Here is a 24,231-nt window from a genome sequence, read left to right on the forward strand (position 1 = left end):
GGCCGGGGCCGATCGACGGAAATAAGTCCCGCCGATCGGCCCCGAAACGTGACGCTCAGGTCAGACGCGCGGCTTCTCGCGCATCTCGTACGTCGCGATGACGTCGTCGACCTTGATGTCGTTGAAGTTGCCGAGGTTGATACCGCCCTCGAACCCTTCGCGGATCTCGGTGACATCGTCCTTGAAGCGACGCAGACCGGAGATGTTGAGGCTCTCCGCGATGACCTTGCCATCGCGCAGCAGGCGCGCCTTGGTGTTGCGCTTGACCTCTCCGGACCGGACGAGCACACCGGCGATGTTGCCCAGCTTGGACGACTTGAAGACCTCGCGGATCTCCGCCGTGCCGAGCTCGACCTCTTCGTACTCCGGCTTGAGCATGCCCTTGAGGGCCGCCTCGATCTCCTCGATGGCCTGGTAGATCACCGAGTAGTACCGGACGTCGACGCCCTCGCGCTCCGCCATCTGCTGCGCACGGCCGGCTGCCCGGACGTTGAAGCCGATGACGATGGCGTCGGAGCCGGTCGCCAGGTTGATGTCGGACTCGGTGACCGCACCCACACCGCGGTGCAGGACACGGATGTCGACCTCTTCACCGACGTCGAGCTGGAGCAGCGAGGACTCGAGAGCCTCCACCGAACCGGACGCGTCGCCCTTGATGATGAGGTTGAGCTCCTGCACCAGACCGGCCTTGAGGGCCTCGTCCAGGTTCTCCAGGGAGAACCGGACGCCGCGCCGCGCGAAGTTGGCGTTGCGCTCGCGGGCGGCACGCTTCTCGGCGATCTGACGGGCCGTACGGTCCTCGTCGACCACCAGGAAGTTGTCGCCGGCACCCGGGACGTTGGTGAGACCGAGCACGAGGACGGGGGTCGAGGGACCCGCTTCCTCCACGTTGTTGCCGTTGTCGTCGAGCATGGCCCGGACCCGGCCGTACGCGTCGCCGACCACCATGGTGTCGCCGATGCGCAGCGTGCCGCGCTGGACCAGGACCGTCGAGACGGCACCGCGGCCCTTGTCGAGGTGCGACTCGATCGCAATACCCTGCGCGTCCTGCTCCGGGTTGGCCCGCAGGTCGAGCGAGGCGTCCGCGGTCAGGACCACGGCCTCCAGCAGGGAGTCGATGTTCAGACCCTGCTTGGCGGAGATGTCGACGAACATGGTGTCGCCGCCGTACTCCTCGGCCACCAGGCCGTACTCGGTCAGCTGACCGCGCACCTTGGTCGGGTCGGCACCCTCGACGTCGATCTTGTTGACCGCGACGACGATCGGGACCTCGGCGGCCTTGGCGTGGTTCAGCGCCTCGACCGTCTGGGGCATGACGCCGTCGTTGGCCGCGACCACGAGGATCGCGATGTCGGTCGACTTCGCACCACGGGCACGCATGGCGGTGAACGCCTCGTGACCCGGGGTGTCGATGAAGGTGATCCGACGCTCTTCCTCGTTGACCTCGGTCGTGACCTGGTACGCACCGATGTGCTGCGTGATGCCGCCGGCCTCACCCGCGATGACGTTCGTCTTGCGGATGGTGTCCAGCAGGCGGGTCTTACCGTGGTCGACGTGACCCATGACGGTGACGACCGGCGGACGCGAGACGAGCATGTCCTCGCCGCCCTCGTCCTCGCCGAACTCGATGTCGAAGGACTCGAGCAGCTCGCGGTCCTCCTCCTCGGGGCTGACGATCTCGAGGAGGTAGTTCATCTCGTCCGCGAGGAGCTTCAGCGTCTCGTCGGAGACGGACTGCGTGGCAGTGACCATCTCGCCGAGGTTCATCATCACGGCGACGAGCGAGGCCGGGTTGGCACCGATCTTCTCCGCGAAGTCGGTCAGCGACGCACCGCGCGACAGACGGACGGACTGTCCGTTGCCGCGAGGCAGCATGACGCCGCCCACCGACGGGGCCTGCATGGCCTCGTACTCCTGGCGCCTCTGCCGCTTCGACTTGCGGCCGCGACGGGCGGGCCCGCCGGGACGGCCGAACGCACCCTGCGTGCCACCACGGCCACCGGGACCACCGGGACGACCGCCGAAGCCGGGACGGCCACCGCCGCCGCCGGGACGACCGGCGAAGCCGCCGCCACCGCCACCGGGACCGCCGGGACGACCGGCGAAGCCGCCGCCGCCACCACCGGGACCGCCGGGACGACCGGCGAAGCCGGGACGACCGCCGCCGCCACCGCCGCCGGGACGACCGCCGCCACCGGGACCACGGCCACCGCCGGGGCCACCACCGGGACGCGGGCCCGCGGCGGGACGCTGCGGCATCATGCCGGGGTTCGGACGGTTGCCGCCGCCGGGACGGGGACCGCCCGCGCCGGCACCGGCCGCGCCGCCCTGCGGGCGAGGCATGCCGCCCGGGGTCGGACGGGCGCCGCCCTGACCCTGGGGACGGGGACCACCCTGGCCGCCACCCTGCGGGCGGGGGCCGCCCGGGGCACCCTGGCCGCCGGGACGCGGGGCGCCGCCCGGACGGGGCGCCTGCGGGCGCGCCATGCCGGTGGAGCCACCAGAGGTGAAGGGGTTGTTGCCCGGACGGGGACCCGCGGGACGGGCACCACCGGGACGGGCGCCCTGGCCGCCGGGGCGCGGAGCACCCTGGCGGTCGCCACGGCCCTGACCGCGGTCACCGCGGTCCTGGCCGGGGGCGGGACGGCCCGCGGGCTTCGGGGCGCCCGGACGGGCACCCTGACCGCTGGGACGCGGGCCGGCCGGCGCCGGGGCCGACGGGGCGGCCGGGGCGGCGGGCGGCGCCGTGAACTCGGGCGCTGCCGGGGCCGGCGAAGCGGGCTTGGGAGCCGGCTTCGGACCCGGGGTGGGCCGCGGGCCCGGCGCCGACGAGGCGGCGGGGGCCGGGGCGGGCTTCTCCGCGGCGGCGGGCTTCGGCGCAGCCGGGCCCGGACGCGGAGCGGCAGGCTTCGAGGCCTGCGCGGGGGAAGGGGTGGGACGCGGCGCCGCGGGCTTCGCGGGCGCGGCCTTCTTCGACGCGGGCTTGCCCGCGCCATTGGTGCCCTGATTCAGGGCGTCAGTCAACTTGCGCACAACCGGCGCCTCGATCGTCGAGGACGCCGAACGTACGAATTCACCGAGTTCTTGGAGCTTGGCCATGACGACCTTGCTCTCTACGCCGAACTCCTTGGCGAGCTCGTATACCCGGACCTTAGCCACTTCGCTCCTTTTAGGTCCGGGTTACGCCGGACCGTCGCTACTTCATGGGCGTACTCATCGCGTGCTCATCGAGTGCTCATCGCAATCTCGACCTACTTCCAACTCGCGGAATACCAGGGCCGCACGGGGGTTCCGTACGGCGCTTCTTACGGTGTTGCCTGCTCGACACGGTGGCGCAGGGCCGCGGTGTCGAACGGTCCAGGGGCCTTGTAGGCCCGCTGGAACGCCCGACGGCGGACCGCCTGGTCGAGACAGATCTCGGCGGGATGCACGTAGGCACCCCGGCCGGGCAGCGTACCGCGATCATCGGGGACACATTCACCCTCGACGATCACGATCCGCAGCAGATCGCTCTTGGCCGCTCGCTCCCGGCATCCCACGCAGGTTCGCTCAGGGCAGGCGCGGGCTTGCGTCCGGCCAGACACGATTTAGTCTACCTCCCCGTAGCGGCCTCACCCCTTCGGGGGAAAAATCGAACGGCCGTCTACGTCACATTCTGTCGTGATCCAAGCGCTCTGCGCCCGGATTTATTCCCCGGAGTCGGATCCGGGCTGCTCGGTGTCCGGCCGGATGTCGATGCGCCAGCCGGTCAGCCGGGCGGCCAGGCGGGCGTTCTGCCCCTCCTTGCCGATGGCCAGCGACAGCTGGTAGTCCGGCACCGTGACCCGGGCGGAGCGGGCACCCATGTCGACGATCTCGACCTTCGAGACGCGCGCCGGGGACAGGGCGTTGGCCACCATCTCCGCCGGGTCGTCCGACCAGTCGACGATGTCGATCTTCTCGCCGTTCAGCTCGCCCATCACGTTGCGCACGCGACCGCCCATGGGGCCGATGCACGCGCCCTTGGCGTTGAGCCCGCTCCGGGTGGAGCGCACGGCGATCTTCGTGCGGTGGCCGGCCTCGCGGGCGATGGCGGAGATCTCCACCGAACCGTCGGCGATCTCCGGCACCTCCAGCGCGAAGAGCTTCTTCACGAGGTTGGGGTGGGTGCGCGACAGCGTCACCGACGGACCGCGCACGCCCTTGGCGACCCGGACGACGTAGCTGCGCAGCCGCAGGCCGTGCGGGTACTCCTCGCCGGGCACCTGCTCCTGCACCGGCAGGATGGCCTCCAGCTTGCCGATGTCGACCAGCACGTTCTTCGGGTCGCGGCCCTGCTGGACCTGGCCCATGACGATGTCGCCCTCGCGGCCCGCGTACTCGCCGAGCGTCGCGTCGTCCTCGGCGTCGCGCAGCCGCTGGAGGATGACCTGCTTGGCGGTGGTGGCGGCGATCCGGCCGAAGTCCGACGGGGTGTCGTCGAACTCCTTGGCCTCCTGGCCCTCTTCGAGGTCCGCCGGGTCCTCCGTCGCCCACACGGTCACGTGGCCGCTGTCCCGGTCCAGCTTCACGCGCGCCCGGCGGAAGCTGCCCTCGGTGCGGTGGTACGCGATGAGGAGGGCCGACTCGATCGCCCCGACCAGCAGGTCGAAGGAGATCTCCTTCTCCCGGACCAGACCCCGCAGGGCACTCATGTCGATGTCCACGGCTACGCCTCCTCTTCTTGAACGTCGTTGCCGTCGTTCTTGTTCTTGCGGTTGAACTCGACCTGGACCCGCGCCTTGGCGATGTCGGCGAGGTCGAGCCGTCGGGCGGTGGCCTTGCGGCCCTTCACGCCCGGTACTTCGAGGTCGAGACCCGTGTCGTCGACCGTGAGGATGCGCGCGACCAGTTCGCTGTCGTCCGTCAGCTGGAACCTGACGAGGCGGTCCGTCGCGCGGACGTAGTGGCGGGCTTCGGTCAGCAGGCGCTCGGCGCCCGGCGTCCCGACCTCCAGCTCGTACTCGCCGTCGCCCATGGCGTCGGTCTCGTCGAGCTTCGCCGAGAGCGCGCGGCTCACATCGGCGATCGCGTCCAGGTCGGCGCCCTCGTCCGAGTCGACGACGACACGCAGCACACGCTTGCGTCCGACCGAGGCCACCTCGATCTCTTCGAGGTCGAGTCCCTGCGAGCTGACGAGCGGTTCCAGTAGTTCCCGCAGCCTCTCGTTCTGGGTGGTGCTCATCCGGGTGACTCCTCGGCCGCGTGTGCTGTTGTGGTTACTGACATTCCCTGCGCGTCAGGTCAAAGGGTATCCGGTCCAGGGGGGTGTTGCCGTCCACCCGGCGGGTGCCGACTGTACGGTGATCACCGGTCACTCCCCGTTCCCCGCCCGCTCCGCTGCCCAAGGACGTCCGCCGTGCCGCTCACCACTCGTAGGAGTCTGCTGGCCTCGGTGGCCGGTGCCGCGCTGCTGGCCGGATGTTCGGACGGCGGTGGCGACGGCGGCGGCGCCGAGGGCGCTCCGTCGGTCTCGCGCGCGAAGCGGCTGCGGGCGAAGGCGGCCCGGGAGAGCGCCGACCTGCTCGGGCAGTACGACCGGGCGCTCGCCGCGCGGCCGTCGCTGGCCGCGCGGCTCGCCCCGCTGCGCGACGAGGTCGCCCGGCACGCGCAGGCGTTCGGCGGGGCGACCCGGCCGAGCGCGGCGAGCAGCGCCTCGACGCCGCCGGTCGCCGAGAAGGACGTACTGAGGGCGCTGGCGGCGGCCGAGCGGGAGCTGGCCGACCGCAGGATGAAGGCGCTGGCCGAGCCGGACACCCCGGCGGAGCTGGCGCGGCTGCTCGCGTCGGTGGCGGCGGCCGGTGCCGGGCACGCGTATCTGCTGGCTGAGGGGTGAGGGTCGCGATGACCGAGCAGGATGTGCTGACCGCCGTGCAGGCGGCGCTGCGGGCCGAGCACGCGGCGGTGTACGGGTACGGGGTGGTCGGCGGCCGGATCCGCGCGGGCCGCGGCGACGAGGCGAAGGCCGCGTACGACGCGCACCGCGCCCGCCGCGACGACCTGCGCCGCACGGTCCGCGAGCTGGGCGGCGCCCCGGAGGAGTCGGCGGGTGCGTACGCGCTGCCGTTCCCGGTGCCGGACTCGGCCGCCGCGGCCCGGCTCGCGGCCGACATCGAGGAGCGGGTCGCCGGGGTCTACTCGGATCTCGTACGGGCGTCGAGCGGCGCCCGGCGGCGGGCGGCGGCCGACGCGCTGCGGGAGGCGGCGGTCCGTGCGGTGCGTTGGCGCGGCGGGAGCGTAGCCTTCCCTGGGCTCACCGAACGGTCCGCGGCGCCCACGGCGTCCGCCTCCGGTTCCACGGCGACGCCCGGTACCTGAGGAGTCTTCGGAAGGGAATCACGCGCGCATGGCTTTCGAACCGCCGCAGCGGCTGGTGAACGCGCTCGGCGAGGTGCGCGACGACGGGGCGTCCGCGTGGCTCGCCCGGCTGGGCGTCCTGCTCGACGAGGCGGCGGCCCGCCGCGGGGTGACCGTGGAGCGGGTGCACCTGCCCGGCGGGCGCAGCAGCCTGGTCGCCCAGGTGCGCACCGCGGACGGCTCCCCCGCGATCCTGAAGCTGGCGCCCGAGCGGTTCCGGCCGGAGGCGGAGCGGGCGGCTCTGACGCACTGGGACGGGTTCGGCGCGGTCCGGCTGCTCGACGCCGGGACGACCGACGGCGCACTGCTGCTGGAGCGGCTGCACCCGGAGGTCTCGGTGCGGACGCTGCCGGAGGCGAAGGCGCTCCTGGAGGCGGCGGGCACGCTGCGGCGGCTGTGGGTGGACCCGCCGGCGGGCCGCAACTGCGAGACGGTGCCCGAGCGCACGGGCCGGCAGGCGACGGCGATGCGCGCGTCCGTCGACACCTTCCCCGATGTGGCGCCGCTCGTGGACGCGGCGCTGGCGGCGCGGGACGAGCTGGTGGCGGCGCCGCCCGAACTGCGGCTGCTGCACGGCACGTTCCGGCAGTCCAAGGTGCTGTCCGGGGAGCGCATACCGTGGCTGGCCGTGGGCCCGGATCCGGTGGTCGGCGAGTGCGCCTTCGATCTGGCGCGGCTCGTGCGCGACCGGGTGGAGGACCTGATCGGCTCGCCGTCGGGGCCGGCGATCACCCGGCGCCGGGTGAAGAAGCTCGCCGAGTCGCTGGACGTGGAGCAGGAGCGGCTGCGCGGCTGGACGCTGTTCCGGGCGGTCGAGTCCGGGGTGCGGGCGCTGCGCGTGGGGCGCGAGCGGGACGCCGAGAACCTGCTGGAGTTCGCGGGCTGGCTCTGAGGGGTCAGCCGGTCAGCTCGCGTACGTAGGTGATGCCCGGCTTGCCCGAGAGGGTGGTCTCGCCCGTGGGGCGGAAGCCGGTGCGGGCCAGGACCGCCCGGGAGGCGCCGTTGACGCGGGCCGCCGACGCGGTGACGCGGGTGAGGCCGTGGTCGGCGGCGGCCAGGGCCAGCACCTGGTGCACGGCGGCGGTGGCGAGGCCCCGTCCGGTGGCCGCGCGGGCGAGGCGGAAGCCCAGGTCGGCGCCGCCGTCCCGGACGTCGACCAGGTTGAACCGGCCCAGGATCGCGCCGGCCTCGCCGACCAGGACGTGCAGGTGGACGGCGCCGGTGTCCTGTTCGGCGAGCAGCGCCGCGTGGCGCTCCGCGAAGTCGGCGAAGTAGGCGTCGCCGCGGTCGGGGATGCTGGCGGCGAAGAACGCGCGGTTCTCGCGCTCGAAGACGAGGAGCGCTGCCGCGTGTTCCTGGTTCAGGCGCTGGAGTTCGGGCATGGCGCCACGATAGGGGTGGGGCGGACGCGGCGGCGCGCGCGGCCCCTGAAGCGGGCGGGACCCGCTTCAGGGGTGCGGGGAAGCCGCGACGGCGCCTATGCGCGGGGCGCGGTGAGGCGGGCCACGGCGTCCTCGACCGAGAGTTCCTCGCGCTCGCCGGTGCGGCGGTCCTTCAGCTCCAGGACACGGTCGCCGCTGCGGCGCCCGGCGACCAGGATCTGCGGGACGCCGATCAGCTCGGAGTCGGTGAACTTCACGCCGGGCGAGATGCCCGGGCGGTCGTCGACGAGGACGCGGACCCCGGCCTCGGCCAGCAGCTCCGAGACCTCCAGGGCCAGTTCGGTCTGGAGCGCCTTGCCCGCGGCGACGACGTGCACGTCGGCGGGGGCGATCTCCGCGGGCCAGACCAGGCCCTTGTCGTCGGCGTGCTGCTCGGCGAGGGCGGCGACGGCGCGGGAGACGCCGACCCCGTACGAGCCCATGGTGACGCGGACCGGCTTGCCGTTCTGGCCGAGCACGTCGAGCTGGAAGGCGTCGGCGTACTTGCGGCCGAGCTGGAAGATGTGGCCGATCTCGATGGCGCGGTCCAGCTTCAGGCCCGTGCCGCAGGCGGGGCAGGGGTCGCCCTCCTGGACCACGACGACGTCGACGTACGCGTCGACCTCGAAGTCGCGGCCCGCGACGACGTTCTTGGCGTGCACGCCGTCCTTGTTGGCGCCGGTGATCCAGACGGTGCCGGGGGCGACGCGCGGGTCGGCGACGTACTGGACCTTCTCCAGGCCCTGCGGGCCGACGTAGCCGCGCACCAGGTCGTCGCGGCCCGCGAAGTCCTCGGCGGTGACCAGCTCGACGGCGGCCGGGGCGAAGTGCGCCTCGACCTTGTCCAGGTCGACCTCGCGGTCGCCGGGGACGCCGACGGCGACGATCTCGCCGTCGACCTTGACCAGGAGGTTCTTCAGGGTGGCCGACGCCGGGACGTTCAGGTACGCGGCGAGCGTCTCGATCGTGGGGGTGTCGGGGGTGGGGATCTCCTCGACGGCCGGGGTGTCCTCGGCGGGGACCGGCTTCAGGGCGTAGGAGACGGCCTCGGTGTTCGCCGCGTAGTCGCAGTTCGGGCAGTCCGCGAAGGTGTCCTCGCCGGCCGCGGCCGGGGCCAGGAACTCCTCGGACTTGGAGCCGCCCATGGCGCCGGCGGTGGCGGCGCAGATGCGGTGGTCGAGGCCGAGGCGCTCGAAGATCTTCTGGTAGGCGGCGCGGTGCAGCGCGTAGGACCGGGCGAGGCCCTCGTCCTCCAGGTCGAAGGAGTACGAGTCCTTCATCAGGAACTCGCGGCCGCGCAGGATGCCGGCGCGGGGGCGGGCCTCGTCGCGGTACTTCGTCTGGATCTGGTACAGGATGACCGGCAGGTCCTTGTAGGACGTGCACTGGTCCTTGACCAGCAGGGTGAAGATCTCCTCGTGGGTCGGGCCGAGGAGGTAGTCGCCGCCCTTGCGGTCGTTGAGGCGGAACAGCTCGGCGCCGTACTCGGTCCAGCGGTTCGTCGCCTCGTAGGGCTCCTTGGGCAGCAGGGCCGGCAGGGAGACCTCCTGGGCGCCGATGGCGTCCATCTCCTCGCGGACCACGCGCTCCACGTTGGCCAGGACCTTCTTGCCGAGCGGCAGCCAGGACCAGATGCCCGCGGCGGTGCGGCGCACGTACCCGGCGCGCACGAGGAGCTTGTGGCTGAGCACCTCGGCGTCCGCCGGGTCGTCGCGCAAGGTCTTCACCATCAACCGGGACATGCGCTGGACCTGGGCCTTGGCCATGATTATTGACTCCTGCTGCGAAAGGGTGGTCCCAGGAGGTTAGCCGTGCGGGCCCGGCGGCCGGAAATCGGTCAGCGCAGCAGCGGGAGGGGCGCGCCCATCACGCAGTACGGCTTCGGGGCGCTCGGGAACAGCACCTGCTGTGCCAGGTCGTCGTAGCCCAGGGAGCGGTACAGGCCGCGGGCCGGGCTCTCGTGGTCGATCGCGGAGAGGATCGAGCGGGGCTGGCGCGCCGCGTCGGTGATGGTGGTGATCAGGGTGCGGCCGATGCCGCGGTTCTGGTGGCCGGGGTGCACGTGCAGCTCGGTGATGACGAAGGAGTCGTCGAGCCAGTGGTCGGTGCCGCGGGAGCGCAGGTACGGCTCGACGACGGTGGACCACCAGTGGGTGCGGTCGTTGGGCATGCCGTAGACGAAGCCGACGAGGCGGCCGGTCCCGGTGGTGGCGCCGAGGGCGCGGGCTCCGGGGTACATGATGTGCCGCAGGACGATCTGGCGGCGGACGGCGATCTCGTCGTCGCTGAGGCCGAAGGCGTGGGCCTGGACCGCGAGGGCCTCGTCCACGCGGTCGCGCAGGTCGAGGGGGCCGATGGTGACGGAGGGTTCGTCCGGGCTGCTGCGGTGCGGCATGCCCCGGAGAGTACCCCGGGGCGCACCGATGATGGGTCGGGCGGCCGGGGCGGCCGGGCCGTGCGCTAGAACAGCACGCTCATGAACGCGCCGATCTCCTCGAAGCCGACCCTGCGGTAGGCCGCACGGGCCGGGGTGTTGAAGTCGTTGACGTAGAGGCTGACGACGGGCGCCACGTCGGCGAGGGCGTAGCGGACGACCGCCGCCATGCCGGGGGCGGCGAGGCCCTTGCCGCGGTGTTCGGGCGCCACCCAGACGCCCTGGATCTGGCAGGCCTCGGGGGTCGCGGCGCCGATCTCCGCCTTGAAGATGACCTTGCCGTCGTCGTCGAGGCGGGCGAAGGAGCGGCCCGAGCCGACCAGTTCGGCGACCCGCGCCTGGTAGAGCAGGCCGCCGTCGCCCGCCAGCGGGGAGACGCCGACCTCCTCGGTGAACATCGCCACGCACGCGGGCATGATCGTGTCCATCTCGTCCTTGCGGATGCGGCGGACATAGGGGTCGGGGACGACGTGGGCCGGCAGCCGGTCGGTGACCATGAGGGGCTGGTTGGCGCGGACGTCGCGGGCGGGGCCCCAGGACGGTTCGAGGAGCTGCCACAGGCGGGCCGTGGGCTCGGCCGGGCCCACGATGGAGGAGCAGCGGCGGCCCGCCCTGCGGGCGCGGTCGGCGAAGCCGCGGACGGCTCGGTCGGTGGCGCAGATGGGGACCAGGTTGGCGCCCGCGTAGCACAGGGACCGGAGCATGCCGTCCTCGTACCAGCCCCACATCTCGCCGCCGAGCCGCCACGGGTCGAGGCCCGCGACGCGGACGCGGGCCGTCACGAAGGCGTTCACGACCGGCTCGCGGTCGAGGACGGCGAGCGCGGCGTCGAGGTCACTCGGTTCGAGGACCCGGGTGGTGGTCTGAGTCAACACGTGCGGGGCCTTTTTGGCGGGGAGGGCTGATCTCCGCACTGTACCTGCCGCCGAATGGGGGTGGCTCGGTGTGTACCGGGGTGCGGGTGCCTCCGGCGGTCTCAGCGGGGGTGCCGTCCCCTCGGCCACGTCGCCGCCGGGCTCTGGGCGGGGGCTTCTCGCGCAGGTCGTGCCTCGGCTGACGGCCGGTGGCCGCTTCTCGCGCCGTTCCCCGAGCCCCTGGGGTCGTTGCTCGTGCGCGGGCCGGTGGCCGCTTCCCGCGCCGTTCCTCGCGCCCCTGGGGTGGTTGCTCGTGTGCGGGCCGGTGGCCGCTTCTCGCGCCGTTCCCCGCGCCCCTGGGGGGCGCTTCGGGCTCGGGGCGTGCTTCGGGTCGCGGCCGGTGGCCGCTTCTCGCGCCGTTCCCCGCGCCCCTGGGAGGCGCGGGGGCGGGAGTCAGCCGGCTACTGCGACGGACGGCTCGCCGGAGGCTACGCCGTCCTTCTCCATCTGCTCGGCGATCTTGAGGGCTTCCTCGATGAGGGTCTCCACGATCTTCGACTCGGGGACGGTCTTGATGACCTCGCCCTTGACGAAGATCTGGCCCTTGCCGTTGCCGGAGGCGACGCCGAGGTCGGCCTCGCGGGCCTCGCCCGGCCCGTTCACGACACAGCCCATGACGGCGACGCGGAGCGGCACCTCCATGCCGTCGAGCCCGGCGGTGACCTCTTCGGCCAGCTTGTAGACGTCGACCTGGGCACGCCCGCAGGACGGGCAGGAGACGATCTCCAGGCGGCGGGGCTTGAGGTTCAGCGACTCCAGGATCTGGTTGCCCACCTTGATCTCCTCGACCGGCGGGGCCGAGAGGGAGACGCGGATGGTGTCGCCGATGCCCTCGGAGAGCAGCGCGCCGAAGGCGACGGCCGACTTGATGGTGCCCTGGAAGGCGGGGCCGGCCTCGGTGACGCCGAGGTGCAGGGGGTAGTCGCACTTCTCGGCCAGGAGGCGGTACGCGTTGACCATGACCACCGGGTCGTTGTGCTTGACCGAGATCTTGATGTCGCGGAAGTCGTGCTCCTCGAAGAGGGACGCCTCCCACAGGGCCGACTCGACGAGGGCCTCGGGCGTCGCCTTGCCGTACTTCTGGAGCAGGCGGCGGTCCAGGGAGCCCGCGTTGACCCCGATGCGGATCGGGGTGCCGTGGTCCTTCGCCGCCTTGGCGATCTCCTTGACCTTGTCGTCGAACTGCTTGATGTTGCCCGGGTTGACCCGGACCGCGGCGCAGCCCGCCTCGATGGCGGCGAAGACGTACTTGGGCTGGAAGTGGATGTCGGCGATCACCGGGATCTGCGACTTCTTCGCGATGATCGGCAGCGCGTCGGCGTCGTCCTGGGTGGGGCAGGCCACCCGCACGATCTGGCAGCCGGACGCGGTCAGCTCGGCGATCTGCTGGAGCGTGGCGCCGATGTCGGACGTCCGCGTGGTCGTCATCGACTGCACCGACACCGGGGCGTCGCCGCCCACGGCCACCGTGCCGACCTGGATCTGCCGGCTCTTGCGCCGCTCGGCGAGCTTGGTCGGTACGTCCGGCATGCCGAGTGAAATCGCAGTCATCTGCTGTGCAACCCCAAGGTGTGGATCGAGGATCGAGTCCAGAGGCTTCCGAGATTACGTCACCGGCGCGCGGCCGGGCACATCGCGCCCCGCAACTCCACCCGAAGGTGCACGGCCGGACACCCAGGGTGTCCGGCCGTCGTGAAGCGGGAACGCTCAGGAGATTTTCACCGGGTTAACGACGTCCGCGATCAGCACCAGGATGGTGAAGCAGACGAAGATCCCGGCGACGACGTACGCGACCGGCATGAGCTTCGCGACGTCGAACGGGCCCGGGTCGGGGCGCCGGAAGATCCGCGCGAAGTTGCGCCGCACGGCCTCCCACAGCGCGCCCGCGATGTGTCCGCCGTCCAGCGGGAGCAGCGGCAGCATGTTGAAGAGGAACAGCGAGAGGTTGAAGCCGGCGACCAGCATCAGCGACATCGCGAGCTTCTGGGTGGCGGGGATGTGGAGCGCGGCGATGTCACCGCCGACGCGGGCGGCGCCCACCACGCCCATCGGGGAGTCCGCGTCGCGCGGGCCGTCGCCGAAGGCGGCGTCCCAGAGGGCGGGGATCTTCCCGGGCAGCGCCACGATGGAGTCGACGGCGTCGCCGACCCGGTCGGTCATCCAGGACACCGATTCGCCGAAGCTCTGGTGGACGACGCCGGTGGCGGCGCTGAAGCCGAGGAAGCCGGCCCGCACGTACCCGTCGGTGATCTGGCCGCTGGAGTCCTTCTTCGCGACCTGGTTCGTGGCGATCTTCGCGGTCAGCGTCTGCCGCTGCCCGTCGCGCTCGACGACGATCGGAACGGTCTTGCCCGCGCTCTCGCGGATCTCGTCGGACAGGGTGTTCCACTCGTGCGTCGTGATGCCGTTGAAGGACACGATCTTGTCCTTCGCCCGCAGCCCGGCCGCCTTCGCCGGGGACGGCGGGTCGGACGCCTTGCAGGTGTCGCGCTGGGCGCTGGCCCGGATGACGCAGTCCGAGACGGAGGCGACGGTGTTCGTCTGCTGCGTGATCCCGAAGCCCATGAGGACCGTGAAGAAGAGCCCGATCGCCAGGATCAGGTTCATGAACGGGCCCGCGAACATCACGATGACGCGCTTCCACGGCTTGCGGGTGTAGAAGAGGCGGGTCTCGTCGCCGGGCTGCAACTCCTCGAAGGCCGCGGCGCGCGCGTCCTCCACCATCGAGCGGAAGGGCGAGGTGGAGCGGGCCTCGATCTTGCCGTCCTCGCCGGGCGGGAACATGCCGATCATGCGGATGTAGCCGCCGAGCGGGATCGCCTTGACGCCGTACTCGGTGTCGCCCTTCTTCCGCGAGAAGAGGGTGGGGCCGAAGCCGACCATGTACTGCGGCACGCGGATGCCGAAGAGCTTCGCCGTGGACAGGTGGCCCAGCTCGTGCCACGCGATGGAGACGAGCAGGCCCACCACGAAGACGACTATGCCGAGGATCATCATCAAGGTCGTCATGCACGAGCCTCCGCGGCCGTCTTGTCCTGTGCGGTCAGTTCACGGGCCCGGGCGCGCGCCCAGGTCTCCGCTTCGAGGACGTCCGCGACGGTGAGCGAAGTTCCCGATTCCGGTGTGCCGTGCTCCTCGACGACCTTCGTCACCGTGTCCATGATCCCGTTGAACGGCAGTGCGCCCTTCAGGAACGCGTCCACGCACTCCTCATTGGCGGCATTGAACACCGCCGGAGCCGTCCCCGCGAGCTCCCCCACGTGCCGGGCGAGCCCCACGGAGGGGAACGCCTCGGTGTCGAGGGGGAAGAACTCCCAGGTGGAGGCCTTGGTCCAGTCGAAGGCGGGGGCCGCGTCGGGGATCCGTTCGGGCCAGCCGATGCCGACGGCGATCGGCCCACGCATGTCGGGCGGGGTGGCCTGGGCGAGCGTGGAGCCGTCGGTGAACTCGACCATGGAGTGCACGTAGGACTGCGGGTGCACGACGACCTCGATGCGGTCGAACGGGATGTCGTAGAGCAGGTGCGCCTCGATGACCTCCAGGCCCTTGTTGACCAGGGTCGAGGAGTTGATGGTGATGACCGGGCCCATCGCCCAGGTGGGGTGCGCGAGGGCGTCCTCGACGGTGACCCGCTCCAGGTCGGCGCGGGTCCGGCCGCGGAACGGGCCGCCGGACGCCGTCACGACCAGCTTGCGCACGTCGGCGCGGGTGCCGGCGGCGAGCGCCTGGAAGAGCGCCGCGTGCTCCGAGTCGACCGGGATGATCTGGCCGGGCTTCGCGAGTCCCTTGACCAGGGGACCGCCGACGATCAGCGACTCCTTGTTGGCGAGCGCGAGGGTGCGGCCCGCTTCGAGCGCGGCGAGCGTCGGGGCCAGGCCGATGGAGCCCGTGATGCCGTTCAGCACCGTGTGGCAGTCGCCGCGGCCCGCGATCTCGGTGGCCGCGTCGGGGCCCGCCAGGATCTCCGGCAGCGGCTCGCCCGTCCCGTACCGGGCGGCCAGCGCCTCGCGCAGCGCCGGCACGGTCTCCTCGCGGGCCACGGCGACCGTGCGCACGCCCAGGCCGTGGGCCTGTTCGGCGAGGAGTTCGACCCTGCCGCCCGCGGCGCTCAGGGCGGTGACGCGGAAGCGGTCCGGGTTGCGCAGGACCAGGTCGATGGCCTGGGTGCCGATCGAGCCCGTCGAGCCGAGGACCGCGATGTCGCGCGGGGTGTCGGTGGGGGCCGGGTCGAAGACGAGGTGGGGGTCCGCGAGCGGGGACGGGCTGACGGAGCTGTCGGGGCTGTCGGTCATTGCCCCATTCTTGCGCGCGCGGGCCGCGAAGCCGACAGGGTGTCCCGGCAGTTCGCCCGCACGGGCGGTGCGGCGGGCGCCCGGCGGCCCCGCCGCCCGCCGTGACCGGCCCCCACCGGGCGCCACGGGGCCCGCGCCGGCCGCCCCGGGGAAGGACTCCGGGGCGGGGGCGCCGTCAGCGGACGGGCCGGTGCACGTTCTCGCGTTTGCTCGGGCCCGGCGTCGCGTCGGCGATCCAGACGCCGTCGCCGCTGGGGTCGACGACGCCCTGTTCCAGCCAGGTGTACGTACCGCCGAGCACGCCCTTGACGACCTTGCGGTCCAGCTCGTCGGTGTTGGTCCACAGCCGGTCGAAGAGTTCGTCGACGCGGATGCGGGCCTGGCCGCAGAAGACGTCGGCGAGCTGGTACGCCTCGCGGCCGTACTCCTCGGTGGTGCGCAGGAGTTCGGCGCGCACGCAGGCGGCGCTCATCGCGAACAGTTCGGCGCCGATGTCGACGATGCGGCCGAGGAAGCCCTGCTTGGTCTCCATGCGGCCCTGCCAGCGGGACATCGCGTAGAAGGTGGAGCGGGCCAGTTTGCGGGCCGAGCGCTCGACGTAGCGCAGGTGGCCGGACAGGTCGCGGTGGCCCGCCGGGTGGAACTCGCCGTACGAGCGCGGGAGCTGGCCGGGGCCGGTGACCAGCTTCGGCAGCCAGCGGGCGTAGAAGCCGCCCGCCCGTGCCCCCGCCCGCGCCTTGTCGGACAGCGACGTGTCGGGGTCGATGAGGTCGCCGGCGACCGACAGGTGGGCGTCGACGGCCTCGCGGGCGATCAGCAGGTGCATGATCTCGGTCGAGCCCTCGAAGATCCGGTTGATGCGCAGGTCGCGCAGGATCTGCTCGGCGGGGACGGCGCGCTCGCCGCGGGCGGCCAGGGACTCGGCGGTCTCGAAGCCGCGGCCGCCGCGGATCTGCACCAGCTCGTCCGCCATCAGCCAGCCCATCTCGGAGCCGTACAGCTTGGCGAGGGCGGCCTCGATGCGGATGTCGTTGCGGTCCTCGTCCGCCATCTGGGAGGAGAGGTCGACGACGGCCTCCAGGGCGAAGGTGGTCGCCGCGATGAAGCTGATCTTCGCGCCGACCGCCTCGTGGAACGCGACCGGCTTGCCCCACTGCTCGCGCGCCGCCGACCACTCGCGGGCGATCTTCAGGCACCACTTGCCCGCGCCGACGCACATCGCGGGCAGCGAGAGCCGCCCGGTGTTGAGGGTGGTGAGGGCGATCTTCAGGCCCGCGCCCTCCGGCCCGATCCGGTTCGCGGCGGGCACGCGCACCCGGTCGAAGCGGGTGACGCCGTTCTCCAGGCCGCGCAGGCCCATGAAGGCGTTGCGGTTCTCGACGGTGACGCCCTCGGACGCGGCCTCGACCACGAACGCGGTGATGCCGCCCTTGTGCCCCTCGGACCTCGGCACGCGGGCCATGACGACGAGCAGGTCGGCGACGACGCCGTTCGTCGTCCACAGCTTCACGCCGTCGAGGACGTAGGAGTCGCCGTCGGGGACGGCGCTGGTGGCCAGCCGGGCCGGGTCGGAGCCGACGTCGGGCTCGGTCAGCAGGAACGCGCTGATGTCGGTGCGGGCGCAGCGCGGCAGGAACGCGTCCTTCTGCTCCTGCGTGCCGAACTGCTTCAGCGGCTGCGGTACGCCGATGGACTGGTGCGCGGAGAGCAGCGCGCCGATCGCCGGGGACGCGGAGCCGACCAGGGCGAGCGCCTTGTTGTAGTACACCTGGGTGAGGCCGAGGCCGCCGTACCTGGTGTCGATCTTCATGCCGAGCGCGCCGAGCTCCTTGAGCCCGTTGATCGTCTCGTCGGGGATCCGTGCCTCGCGCTCGATGCGGGCCGCGTCGATCTCCGTCTCGCAGAAGTCGCGCAGCTTGGCCAGGAACTCCTCGCCGCGCTGCGCGTCCTCGTCGGCGGGCATCGGGTGCGGGTGGATGAGGTCGATCCGGAACCGGCCGAGGAACAGCTCCTTCGCGAAACTGGGCTTGCGCCAGTCCTGTTCGCGTGCGGCCTCGGCGACCTGCCGTGCCTCCCGTTCGGAGACCTTCGCCTGCTGCTGGGGTGTTGCGGACATGAGGTTCACCTCGCCGCGCGTCGGGTCCACCGGCCCGGTTCCGTTACCGGCCGGTGCTACTCGATCGTATGTACTCGAAAACCGGCATGTCGGCCAGTCCTCGGGCCCTAGTCGGCGTCGATGCCGCGCTCCGCGAGGACGGCCAGCAGGTCGGGGGCGAGGAACTCCGAGCCGGATATGCGCCGCAGGTTCGGCAGCAGGGCGAGGTCGTCGAGCACCGTGATGTCGAACAGGTCGTCCTCCCCGTCCCACACCGGCGCGCACTCCCGGTAGATCCGCAGTCCGCCGTCCAGCGTCAGCTCCTCGACGGACGCGAGGAGTCCGTCGGAGATCTCCAGCGCCGCGAAGTGCTCGCGCGCCTCGGGCACGATCTTGTACGCCAGGTCGTGGTCGTACGCGTACCTCCACGGATCGTCGCCGAGCCCGCGCTCCTTGAGCAGGTCGGCGAGGCGGAAGGCGGGCGTGAGCGTCCGGTCGTCGTACATGAGGCGCTCGATGACGACGAGCTTGAAGTTCAGGTCCGTGAAGGAAGTCATGGGAGGACGGTAGGAGACGGCACTGACAACGGGGGCGCTCCGCCGCTCCGTCGCCGGACCGGCCGGGACCGCGGCGGGCCGGAAACGGAACGGCGGCCCGAACCCCCGCACAGTGGGTTCGGGCCGCCGTTCGGCCGGGTGGCTACAGGGCGAGGCCGGTCAGGACCAGGACGCGCTCGTAGGTGTAGTCGTCCATCGCGTAGCGCACGCCCTCGCGGCCGACGCCGGACTGCTTGGCGCCGCCGTACGGCATCTGGTCGGCGCGGTAGGAGGGGACGTCGCCGACGACGACGCCGCCGACCTCCAGGGCGCGGTGGGCGCGGAAGGCGGTTTGCAGGTCGTGGGTGAACACGCCTGCCTGGAGGCCGTACTTGGAGTCGTTGACGGCGTCGAACGCCGCGGCCTCGCCGTCGACCTTCTTCACGGTGAGGACCGGTCCGAAGACCTCCTCGCAGGAGATCGTGACGTCGGCCGGTACGTCGGCCAGGACGGTCGGCGCGTACGTGGCGCCGTCCCGCTTGCCGCCCGTGAGCAGCGTGGCGCCGGCGTCGACGGCCTCGGTGACCCAGGACTCGACGCGCCGGGCCGCGTCCTCGCTGACCAGCGGGCCCACGTCGGTGGCGGCGTCGGCCGGGTCGCCGGTGACCAGCGCCTCGACGGCGCTGACGATCTTCGGGAGCAGCCGGTCGTGGACGGCGGCGTCGACGATGACGCGCTGCACCGAGATGCAGGACTGGCCGCCCTGGTAGTTGGAGAAGGTGGCGATGCGGGTCGCGGCCCAGTCGAGGTCCTTCTCGGAGGCGTAGTCGGCGAGGACGACCGCCGCGCCGTTGCCGCCGAGCTCCAGGGTGCAGTGCTTGCGCGGGACGCTGTCCATGATGGCGTAGCCGACCGGGCCCGAACCGGTGAACGAGATCACCGGGAGGCGCTCGTCCTGCACGAGGGCGGGCATGCGGTCGTTCGGGACGGTGAGGACCGACCACGAGCCGGCCGGGAGGTCCGTCTCCGCGAGCAGTTCGCCGAGGATCAGCGAGGAGATCGGGGTCGCGGGCGCCGGCTTCAGGATGATCGGGGCGCCGACCGCGATGGCCGGGGCGACCTTGTGGGCGCTCAGGTTCAGCGGGAAGTTGAACGGCGCGATGCCGAGGACGACGCCCTTGGGGATGCGGCGGGTCAGGGCGAGGCGGCCCTGGCCGCCGGCGTCGGTGTCGAGGCGCTGGGCGTCGCCGCTGTTCCAGCGGCGGGCCTCCTCGGCGGCGAACCGGAACACGGAGACCGCGCGGCCGACCTCGCCGCGGGCCCACTTGATGGGCTTGCCGTTCTCGGCGGAGATCAGCTGGGCGATCTCCTCCGTGCGCTCGGTGAGGCGGTCCGCGACGTGGTTCAGGGCCTGTGCGCGGACGTGGGCCGGGGTCGCCGCGAACTCGTCGACCACGGCGTGGGCGGCGGCGACGGCCTCTTCCACCTGGGCCTCGGTGGGCACGGCGACGGTGCCGACGAGGCGGCCGTCGTAGGAGTTGTGGACGTCGAAGGTGTCGTCCCCGGTGGCCTGGCGGCCGGCGAGCCAGAAGGCGTGGGTGGCGGTCATGTGTCTTCTACCGGCCTCTCCGTGTTCGTGGGCTTGTGCGGGGTCCACGTTAGGTGGGGGGTCGGGTGGTTCGGCTTGGCCGGGCTGGAGTGTTGCTGCCGCCTTGTTGGCCGGTTCGTCAGGTGCCGGGGGGGTGGGGGCTGGTCGCGTGGTTCCCCGCGCCCCTGGGTCGTTCGTCGTGCGCGGGCCGGTGGCCGCTTCTCGCGCAGTTCCCCGCGCCCCCAGGCCGGACGTCGTGCGCGGGGCGATGGCCGCCTCCCGCACCCCTGGGTCGTGTGTCGTCCGCAGGCCGGTGGCCGCTTCTCGCGCAGTTCCCCGCGCCCCCAGGGCGCATCTCGTCCGCGGGCCGGTGGGCGCTTCTCGCGCCGTTCCCCGCGCCCCCAGGTCGCACGTCGTGTGCGGGCCGGTGGCCGCCGCCCCCGAGGCAGAGCCGCGGAAGTCGCCACCGGTGCTCGGACGGGATACGGCCCAGGGGGTGCGGGTGGGGGTCAGGATCCTGTGGCCTTCAGGGCCAGCCAGAGTTCCATGCGGACGTCCGGGTCGTCGAGGGAGCGGCCCAGGATCTCCTCCACGCGGCGCATCCGGTAGCGCAGGGTGTGCCGGTGGACGCCGAGATCCGCGGCGGCGGCGTCCCACTGCCCGTGCCGGGACAGCCAGGCCCGCAGGGATGCCACCAGGTCGCCCCGCCCGGTCGCGTCGTGATCGCGCAGCGCCCGCAGCAGGCCGTCCGCGAACGCCCGTACGGCGTCGTCCCCGAGCAGCGGCAGCACCGACCCGGCGACGACGTCCTCGTGCTCGACCAGGACCCGCCCGCGCCGCCGCGCGACCGACAGCGCCTGCTCGGCCTGCTTGAACGCGGTGGCCGCCGCGATCGGTCCGGCCGGCGCCGAGAAGCCGATGACCAGCTCCTCGTCGTGGCCGGAGGCGGCGCCGCCCGTGCCGCCCACCGCGGCGGACCGGGTCGCCTCAAGGGCCTCGGCGTAGAGCGTGCACGCCTCGGCCGCCGCGCCCCCGTCCACCACGAGCAGCACCACGCGCTCCCCGTCCGGCACGACGAGCACGGCCTCTCCGGAGCGCGCGGCGGCGGACTCCGCGATGTCGATGAGGACCGCGACCGGGTCGCCGGACGGGCCGCCCGCGCCGGTGGCCGCCTCGGCGAGCAGCAGCGCGGTGCCGGTCTGCCGGTCGCCGCTCGGCGCGACCCCGGTGGGCGGCGGCGCCACGGCCTCCGCGAGGACCATCCGGAAGGGGGCGTCGAGCAGGGCCCCGTACAGGTCGCCCGCGACGGCCCGCGCGTGGTCGGGTTCGCCGGCGAGCAGCATGCGCAGCACGGCGGCGCCGATCCGCTGTTCGGCCGCGTACAGGGCCCGGGAGCGTTCGGTGGTCAGGGTGAGCAGGGCGATGGCGGAGTGCAGTGCGTACCGTTCGGCGGTGCCGAGCGCGGCCGCCGTGCCGACGGCGAGCGCGGCGCGCGGCCTGCGTCCGGTGCCGATGGAGTGCAGCTCGACGCGGTCGGTGCCGTTGTCGGAGCCGCCCGCGACGACGGCGCTGGCGGGGGCGGGCCGGTCCCGCAGGCGTTCGACGTCGGGGGTCAGCCGGGCCGCGCGCCGGCCGGCCCATTCCGGGGCGGTGGCGACGACGGCGCCCGAGGCGTCGTACAGCGCGGCCCAGCCGTCGACCTGGGCGGCGAGCACGGCGAGCAGTCCCTCGGGGCCCTCGCCGAGCGCCTGCTTGGTCAGCTCGCGCTGGGCGGCGAAGCCGGAGGTGACGGCCCGGTACTGGTCGGCGGCGATGGCGGCGGACACGGCCTTGCTGATCGCGATGAACGGCGTCCTGGGCGGCACTTCGAGCAGGGGCAGGCCCTCGTCCTGGGCGGCCCGCGCGAGCGCCTCGGGCACGGCGTCGTAGTTGACGCCGACCGCGAAGCCGAGTCCGACGACGCCCGCGCCGACGAGCCGCTTCACGTAGCGGCGCATCGCCTCCGGGTCGTCGGCGTCCAGCTTGAGGGCGGTGATGAGCAGCAGCTCCCCGCCCTCCATGTAGGGCACCGGGTCGGCCAGCTCGCTCACGTGGGCCCAGCGAACGGGGGTGTCCAGGTGCGCCTCGCCCGCGCGCACGGTGAGTTTGAGCGCCGAGTGGTGGACGAGTGAGGCGAGCGTGGGCGGCATGGCGGCCTTCGGGTGGGCTGTGGGGGGATGTACGGCGGCGGGGCGGTCGGAGCCTGTGAAGCTTTTGGACTCTCCGTATGAACGCCTCGTGCCGATTCTGCCTCACCGTACGTACTGCCGGACCGCGCCCGTCGCGTCGCGGGGTCCCGCGCGGTGTCCGGGGCCCGCCGCGCGGGCCGCGTTCAGCCGCGCAGGTCGACCAGGAGCGGCGGCGCGTGCTCACCGCGCACGGTGGTGAGGGAGAGCACGGCGTGGCCCGGCGGGACGGCGTGCGCCAGGTCGGAGGCCGACCAGCGCTCGCGCTCCACCTTGCGGACGGTGACCGCGCGGGCGGTCGGCGCCCGGCCGGTGATCACCCGGCGCACCGCGTGCAGCGCCTTGCCCGCCGGGGTCTCGGCGATGATCTGCCGGTCGGTGACGTCGCGGGTCTCGGTCCACTCCTTGCCCCAGACCTCGGCGAAGTCCTGCCCGTCCCACGGGGTGAGCCCGGACAGCGCCATCCGGCAGCCGACCGCGCCGAGCAGCGGGGAGCGCAGGGCGCGCGGCACGTCGTCGAGGGTGCGCAGGGTGAGGACGGCGCCCGCGTTGGCCGAGCGCAGGCGCTGCACGGCGCGCACGGTCTGCGGGGTGACGACCCCGGTGGCGTCGTCGAGGATCAGGCAGGCGAACAGGGAGCGGTCCTCGCGCACCGCGACGTTGGCCGTGAACTGGGCGAGGACGAGCCGGGCCAGGATCCGGGAGGCGTCGGCGTGGCCGCGCTCGGGCAGGTCGACGCGGACCCGGACGGGGTGGTCGAGGGCGCGCAGGGAGAACGGCCTGGTCCGCCCCGAGGTGTCGAAGAAGGAGGCGAAGGCGGGCCGGTCGAGCAGGGCGATCCGGTCGGCGAGGACGGCGCCCACGTCACCCGGCTGGCTCAGCTGGCGTTCGCGGGCGTCCAGCTCGCGCAGCATCGCCTCGTGCCCGGCCTCGGTGAGCGCCTTGCGCAGCGCGCCGAGGGCGACGGGCGCCCCGTCGAGCAGCTGCCGCAGTTCGGGAACGGACGGGAAGCGGCCGTGCACCGCGTGGTACGGGCCGAGCAGCTGGCCGAGGACGGTCGTGGAGCGGCGGCTGTCGCCGCTGGGGTGCGGGTCGGCGAGGTCGCCGACGAGGGCCTCGGCGAGCACGGCCGCGGCCTCGTCCGGGTCGGTGGAGCCGCCGTACAGGTCGAGGTCGTAGACGGAGTCGGCCTGGCCGACGCGGATCACGACGTCGTAGGCGTCCTGCGGGCCGAGTCCGGCGCCGGCCGCGCCGACGACGATCACGGCGGCCCGGCCGGCGAGCGCGCCCAGGCACAGCGACTCGGCGAGCGGCCAGACGACGCCGCTGGTCTTGCCGGCGCCGGGCGGGCCGACGGCCAGCAGCGAGGTGCCGAGCAGGTCGGGGCCGACGCCGAGGCCGACGCCGCGGTACGCGTACGGGTTGCGCTCGTCGTCGGCGGCCGCGCCGAGCCTGACCTGCGCGGTGCCCAGGTCGTGGCGGGCGGCGCGGGAGGGCAGGTCGCGCAGGCCCGAGGGGTGCGGGCAGGCGGCGGCGCCGTCCTTCACGACGGCGGCGGAGAACGAGGCGAGGGAGTGCTTGCCGCGCTTCACGCCCTGCCAGGCGCGGGCGATCCGGGCGTGGTCGACGTCGCGCATCAGGCCCGCGCGGGCGTCGGCGCCGAGCCGGTCGGCGGCCTGGACGGCGCCGGCCTCGCGCAGGGTGGGCCACTGGACGGGGTCCTTCTCGGGGGCGACGGGCCGGGCGGCCTGCACCGGCTCGGCGGCCTTGCGCCAGGCCGGGTAGCCGAAGCGGCGCCAGATCTCCGCCCAGCGGCCCAGCCGTCCGACGGCGACCATGATGCCGACGGCGAAGACGGCGTAGTAGAGGTACACGACGACGACGGAGGTGAACGAGTGCGGGGACGCCCAGGAGTCCGGGATCATCGCGTAGAGCGGGAGCAGCCACCAGCCGCCCAGGTAGCCGTTCCACAGCAGCGACCAGACCAGCCAGCCCACCAGGAACGCGATGACCGCGCCGCTGAGCAGCTGCCGGGTCGGGGTCGTCGCCGGTTCCGCCGCGGGCCGCGGCCGGTGTCCGAACCGCCACACGCCCGGCGCGGCGGTCGGCCGCGGGGTGCGCAGCCAGGTCAGGAACTCCGACCCGGCGGCCGCCTCGTCGCGCACGCCCGGCGCCTGCGCGGGCCGCGGCGGCGGTGCGACCGGGCGGGCCGGGTGCGGCACGGCGGCGCGGCCCTGCTCCGCGGCGGCGCCGTTCGTGCCCTGCGTGCCCTCGGTGTCCATGGCCCTTGCCCCCTGCTCAGCGCATTGCTCTGCCCATCGGCCTCAATGTAGTGCCCGTGCCTGGGGAGT

General features: G+C 73.1%; 19 protein-coding genes. 3 read left to right on the forward strand and 16 right to left on the reverse strand.

What is annotated here, in order from left to right; genetic code table 11:
* Nucleotides 1-60: 60 nt before the first annotated feature.
* From infB to rimP, 4 genes are all read right to left on the reverse strand, one after another.
* A complete protein-coding gene (gene infB / locus ACIP5K_RS28340; protein WP_401414005.1) occupies nucleotides 61-3,159 on the reverse strand; it encodes a translation initiation factor IF-2 in 3,099 nt (1,032 codons plus the stop codon).
* Between the two features lie 146 nt (nucleotides 3,160-3,305).
* Nucleotides 3,306-3,584, reverse strand: a complete 279-nt coding sequence (locus ACIP5K_RS28345; RefSeq protein ID WP_401414006.1) for a YlxR family protein — start codon at nucleotides 3,582-3,584, stop codon at nucleotides 3,306-3,308.
* Nucleotides 3,585-3,686: 102 nt separating this feature from the next.
* Nucleotides 3,687-4,685, reverse strand: coding sequence for a transcription termination factor NusA (gene nusA / locus ACIP5K_RS28350; RefSeq protein WP_401414008.1), 999 nt, complete (start codon nucleotides 4,683-4,685; stop codon nucleotides 3,687-3,689).
* A 2-nt stretch (nucleotides 4,686-4,687) separates the two neighbouring features.
* Entirely contained in the window at nucleotides 4,688-5,203 is a 516-nt protein-coding gene (rimP, locus tag ACIP5K_RS28355) for a ribosome maturation factor RimP (RefSeq protein ID WP_401414010.1), read from the reverse strand.
* Nucleotides 5,204-5,377: 174 nt separating this feature from the next.
* Here rimP and ACIP5K_RS28360 point away from each other — a divergent pair, with 174 nt between their 5' ends.
* From ACIP5K_RS28360 to ACIP5K_RS28370, 3 genes are read left to right on the forward strand one after another with little or no spacing between them, the layout of a single operon-like run.
* Nucleotides 5,378-5,854, forward strand: a complete 477-nt coding sequence (locus ACIP5K_RS28360; protein ID WP_401414011.1) for a hypothetical protein — start codon at nucleotides 5,378-5,380, stop codon at nucleotides 5,852-5,854.
* Between the two features lie 8 nt (nucleotides 5,855-5,862).
* On the forward strand, nucleotides 5,863-6,336 hold the full coding sequence (locus ACIP5K_RS28365; protein ID WP_401414013.1) for a ferritin-like domain-containing protein: 474 nt from the start codon (nucleotides 5,863-5,865) through the stop codon (nucleotides 6,334-6,336).
* A 28-nt stretch (nucleotides 6,337-6,364) separates the two neighbouring features.
* Nucleotides 6,365-7,267, forward strand: a complete 903-nt coding sequence (locus ACIP5K_RS28370; protein ID WP_401414015.1) for an aminoglycoside phosphotransferase family protein — start codon at nucleotides 6,365-6,367, stop codon at nucleotides 7,265-7,267.
* A gap of 4 nt (nucleotides 7,268-7,271) precedes the next feature.
* Here ACIP5K_RS28370 and ACIP5K_RS28375 read toward each other — a convergent pair whose 3' ends face one another.
* The 12 genes from ACIP5K_RS28375 to ACIP5K_RS28430 form a co-directional block, all read right to left on the reverse strand.
* The gene (locus ACIP5K_RS28375) at nucleotides 7,272-7,757 is read right to left on the reverse strand and encodes a GNAT family N-acetyltransferase (RefSeq protein ID WP_401414017.1); all 486 of its coding nucleotides are present in this window, start codon (nucleotides 7,755-7,757) and stop codon (nucleotides 7,272-7,274) included.
* A 95-nt stretch (nucleotides 7,758-7,852) separates the two neighbouring features.
* A complete protein-coding gene (locus ACIP5K_RS28380) occupies nucleotides 7,853-9,562 on the reverse strand; it encodes a proline--tRNA ligase (RefSeq protein ID WP_401414019.1) in 1,710 nt (569 codons plus the stop codon).
* A 71-nt stretch (nucleotides 9,563-9,633) separates the two neighbouring features.
* Nucleotides 9,634-10,191, reverse strand: coding sequence for a GNAT family N-acetyltransferase (locus tag ACIP5K_RS28385; protein WP_401414021.1), 558 nt, complete (start codon nucleotides 10,189-10,191; stop codon nucleotides 9,634-9,636).
* Between the two features lie 65 nt (nucleotides 10,192-10,256).
* Nucleotides 10,257-11,105, reverse strand: a complete 849-nt coding sequence (locus ACIP5K_RS28390) for a GNAT family N-acetyltransferase (protein ID WP_401414023.1) — start codon at nucleotides 11,103-11,105, stop codon at nucleotides 10,257-10,259.
* A 432-nt stretch (nucleotides 11,106-11,537) separates the two neighbouring features.
* Nucleotides 11,538-12,695, reverse strand: coding sequence for a flavodoxin-dependent (E)-4-hydroxy-3-methylbut-2-enyl-diphosphate synthase (gene ispG, locus ACIP5K_RS28395; RefSeq protein ID WP_401414026.1), 1,158 nt, complete (start codon nucleotides 12,693-12,695; stop codon nucleotides 11,538-11,540).
* A 156-nt stretch (nucleotides 12,696-12,851) separates the two neighbouring features.
* On the reverse strand, nucleotides 12,852-14,153 hold the full coding sequence (locus ACIP5K_RS28400) for a M50 family metallopeptidase (protein ID WP_401414028.1): 1,302 nt from the start codon (nucleotides 14,151-14,153) through the stop codon (nucleotides 12,852-12,854).
* A complete protein-coding gene (gene dxr / locus ACIP5K_RS28405) occupies nucleotides 14,150-15,436 on the reverse strand; it encodes a 1-deoxy-D-xylulose-5-phosphate reductoisomerase (RefSeq protein ID WP_401414029.1) in 1,287 nt (428 codons plus the stop codon). The genes ACIP5K_RS28400 and dxr overlap by 4 nt, the downstream gene beginning before the upstream one ends.
* 175 nt (nucleotides 15,437-15,611) lie before the next feature.
* Nucleotides 15,612-17,552 (reverse strand): acyl-CoA dehydrogenase family protein, encoded by a 1,941-nt coding sequence (locus ACIP5K_RS28410; protein WP_401414030.1) that lies wholly within the window; start codon nucleotides 17,550-17,552, stop codon nucleotides 15,612-15,614.
* A gap of 107 nt (nucleotides 17,553-17,659) precedes the next feature.
* The gene (locus tag ACIP5K_RS28415) at nucleotides 17,660-18,088 is read right to left on the reverse strand and encodes a DUF6892 domain-containing protein (RefSeq protein WP_401414032.1); all 429 of its coding nucleotides are present in this window, start codon (nucleotides 18,086-18,088) and stop codon (nucleotides 17,660-17,662) included.
* 142 nt (nucleotides 18,089-18,230) lie between these two features.
* On the reverse strand, nucleotides 18,231-19,676 hold the full coding sequence (locus ACIP5K_RS28420) for an aldehyde dehydrogenase family protein (protein WP_401414033.1): 1,446 nt from the start codon (nucleotides 19,674-19,676) through the stop codon (nucleotides 18,231-18,233).
* 488 nt (nucleotides 19,677-20,164) lie between these two features.
* Nucleotides 20,165-21,844, reverse strand: a complete 1,680-nt coding sequence (locus tag ACIP5K_RS28425) for a PucR family transcriptional regulator (protein WP_401414034.1) — start codon at nucleotides 21,842-21,844, stop codon at nucleotides 20,165-20,167.
* Between the two features lie 182 nt (nucleotides 21,845-22,026).
* A complete protein-coding gene (locus tag ACIP5K_RS28430) occupies nucleotides 22,027-24,162 on the reverse strand; it encodes an ATP-binding protein (protein WP_401414036.1) in 2,136 nt (711 codons plus the stop codon).
* Nucleotides 24,163-24,231: the final 69 nt, after the last annotated feature.

Origin of the sequence: Streptomyces sp. NPDC088785 (assembly GCF_044750685.1) — a bacterium.
Classification (GTDB): Bacteria; Actinomycetota; Actinomycetes; order Streptomycetales; family Streptomycetaceae; genus Streptomyces.

What these genes read in the sequence shown, in the direction of transcription:
- rimP (WP_401414010.1), bottom strand. Translation starts at nt 5,203, where the DNA reads ATGAGCACCACCCAGAACGAGAGGCTGCGGGAACTACTGGAACCGCTC.
- ACIP5K_RS28365 (WP_401414013.1), top strand. Translation starts at nt 5,863, where the DNA reads ATGACCGAGCAGGATGTGCTGACCGCCGTGCAGGCGGCGCTGCGGGCC.
- ACIP5K_RS28370 (WP_401414015.1), top strand. Translation starts at nt 6,365, where the DNA reads ATGGCTTTCGAACCGCCGCAGCGGCTGGTGAACGCGCTCGGCGAGGTG.
- ACIP5K_RS28375 (WP_401414017.1), bottom strand. Translation starts at nt 7,757, where the DNA reads ATGCCCGAACTCCAGCGCCTGAACCAGGAACACGCGGCAGCGCTCCTC.
- ACIP5K_RS28380 (WP_401414019.1), bottom strand. Translation starts at nt 9,562, where the DNA reads ATGGCCAAGGCCCAGGTCCAGCGCATGTCCCGGTTGATGGTGAAGACC.
- ACIP5K_RS28385 (WP_401414021.1), bottom strand. Translation starts at nt 10,191, where the DNA reads ATGCCGCACCGCAGCAGCCCGGACGAACCCTCCGTCACCATCGGCCCC.
- ispG (WP_401414026.1), bottom strand. Translation starts at nt 12,695, where the DNA reads ATGACTGCGATTTCACTCGGCATGCCGGACGTACCGACCAAGCTCGCC.
- ACIP5K_RS28400 (WP_401414028.1), bottom strand. Translation starts at nt 14,153, where the DNA reads ATGACGACCTTGATGATGATCCTCGGCATAGTCGTCTTCGTGGTGGGC.
- dxr (WP_401414029.1), bottom strand. Translation starts at nt 15,436, where the DNA reads ATGACCGACAGCCCCGACAGCTCCGTCAGCCCGTCCCCGCTCGCGGAC.
- ACIP5K_RS28410 (WP_401414030.1), bottom strand. Translation starts at nt 17,552, where the DNA reads ATGTCCGCAACACCCCAGCAGCAGGCGAAGGTCTCCGAACGGGAGGCA.
- ACIP5K_RS28415 (WP_401414032.1), bottom strand. Translation starts at nt 18,088, where the DNA reads ATGACTTCCTTCACGGACCTGAACTTCAAGCTCGTCGTCATCGAGCGC.
- ACIP5K_RS28420 (WP_401414033.1), bottom strand. Translation starts at nt 19,676, where the DNA reads ATGACCGCCACCCACGCCTTCTGGCTCGCCGGCCGCCAGGCCACCGGG.
- ACIP5K_RS28425 (WP_401414034.1), bottom strand. Translation starts at nt 21,844, where the DNA reads ATGCCGCCCACGCTCGCCTCACTCGTCCACCACTCGGCGCTCAAACTC.
- ACIP5K_RS28430 (WP_401414036.1), bottom strand. Translation starts at nt 24,162, where the DNA reads ATGGACACCGAGGGCACGCAGGGCACGAACGGCGCCGCCGCGGAGCAG.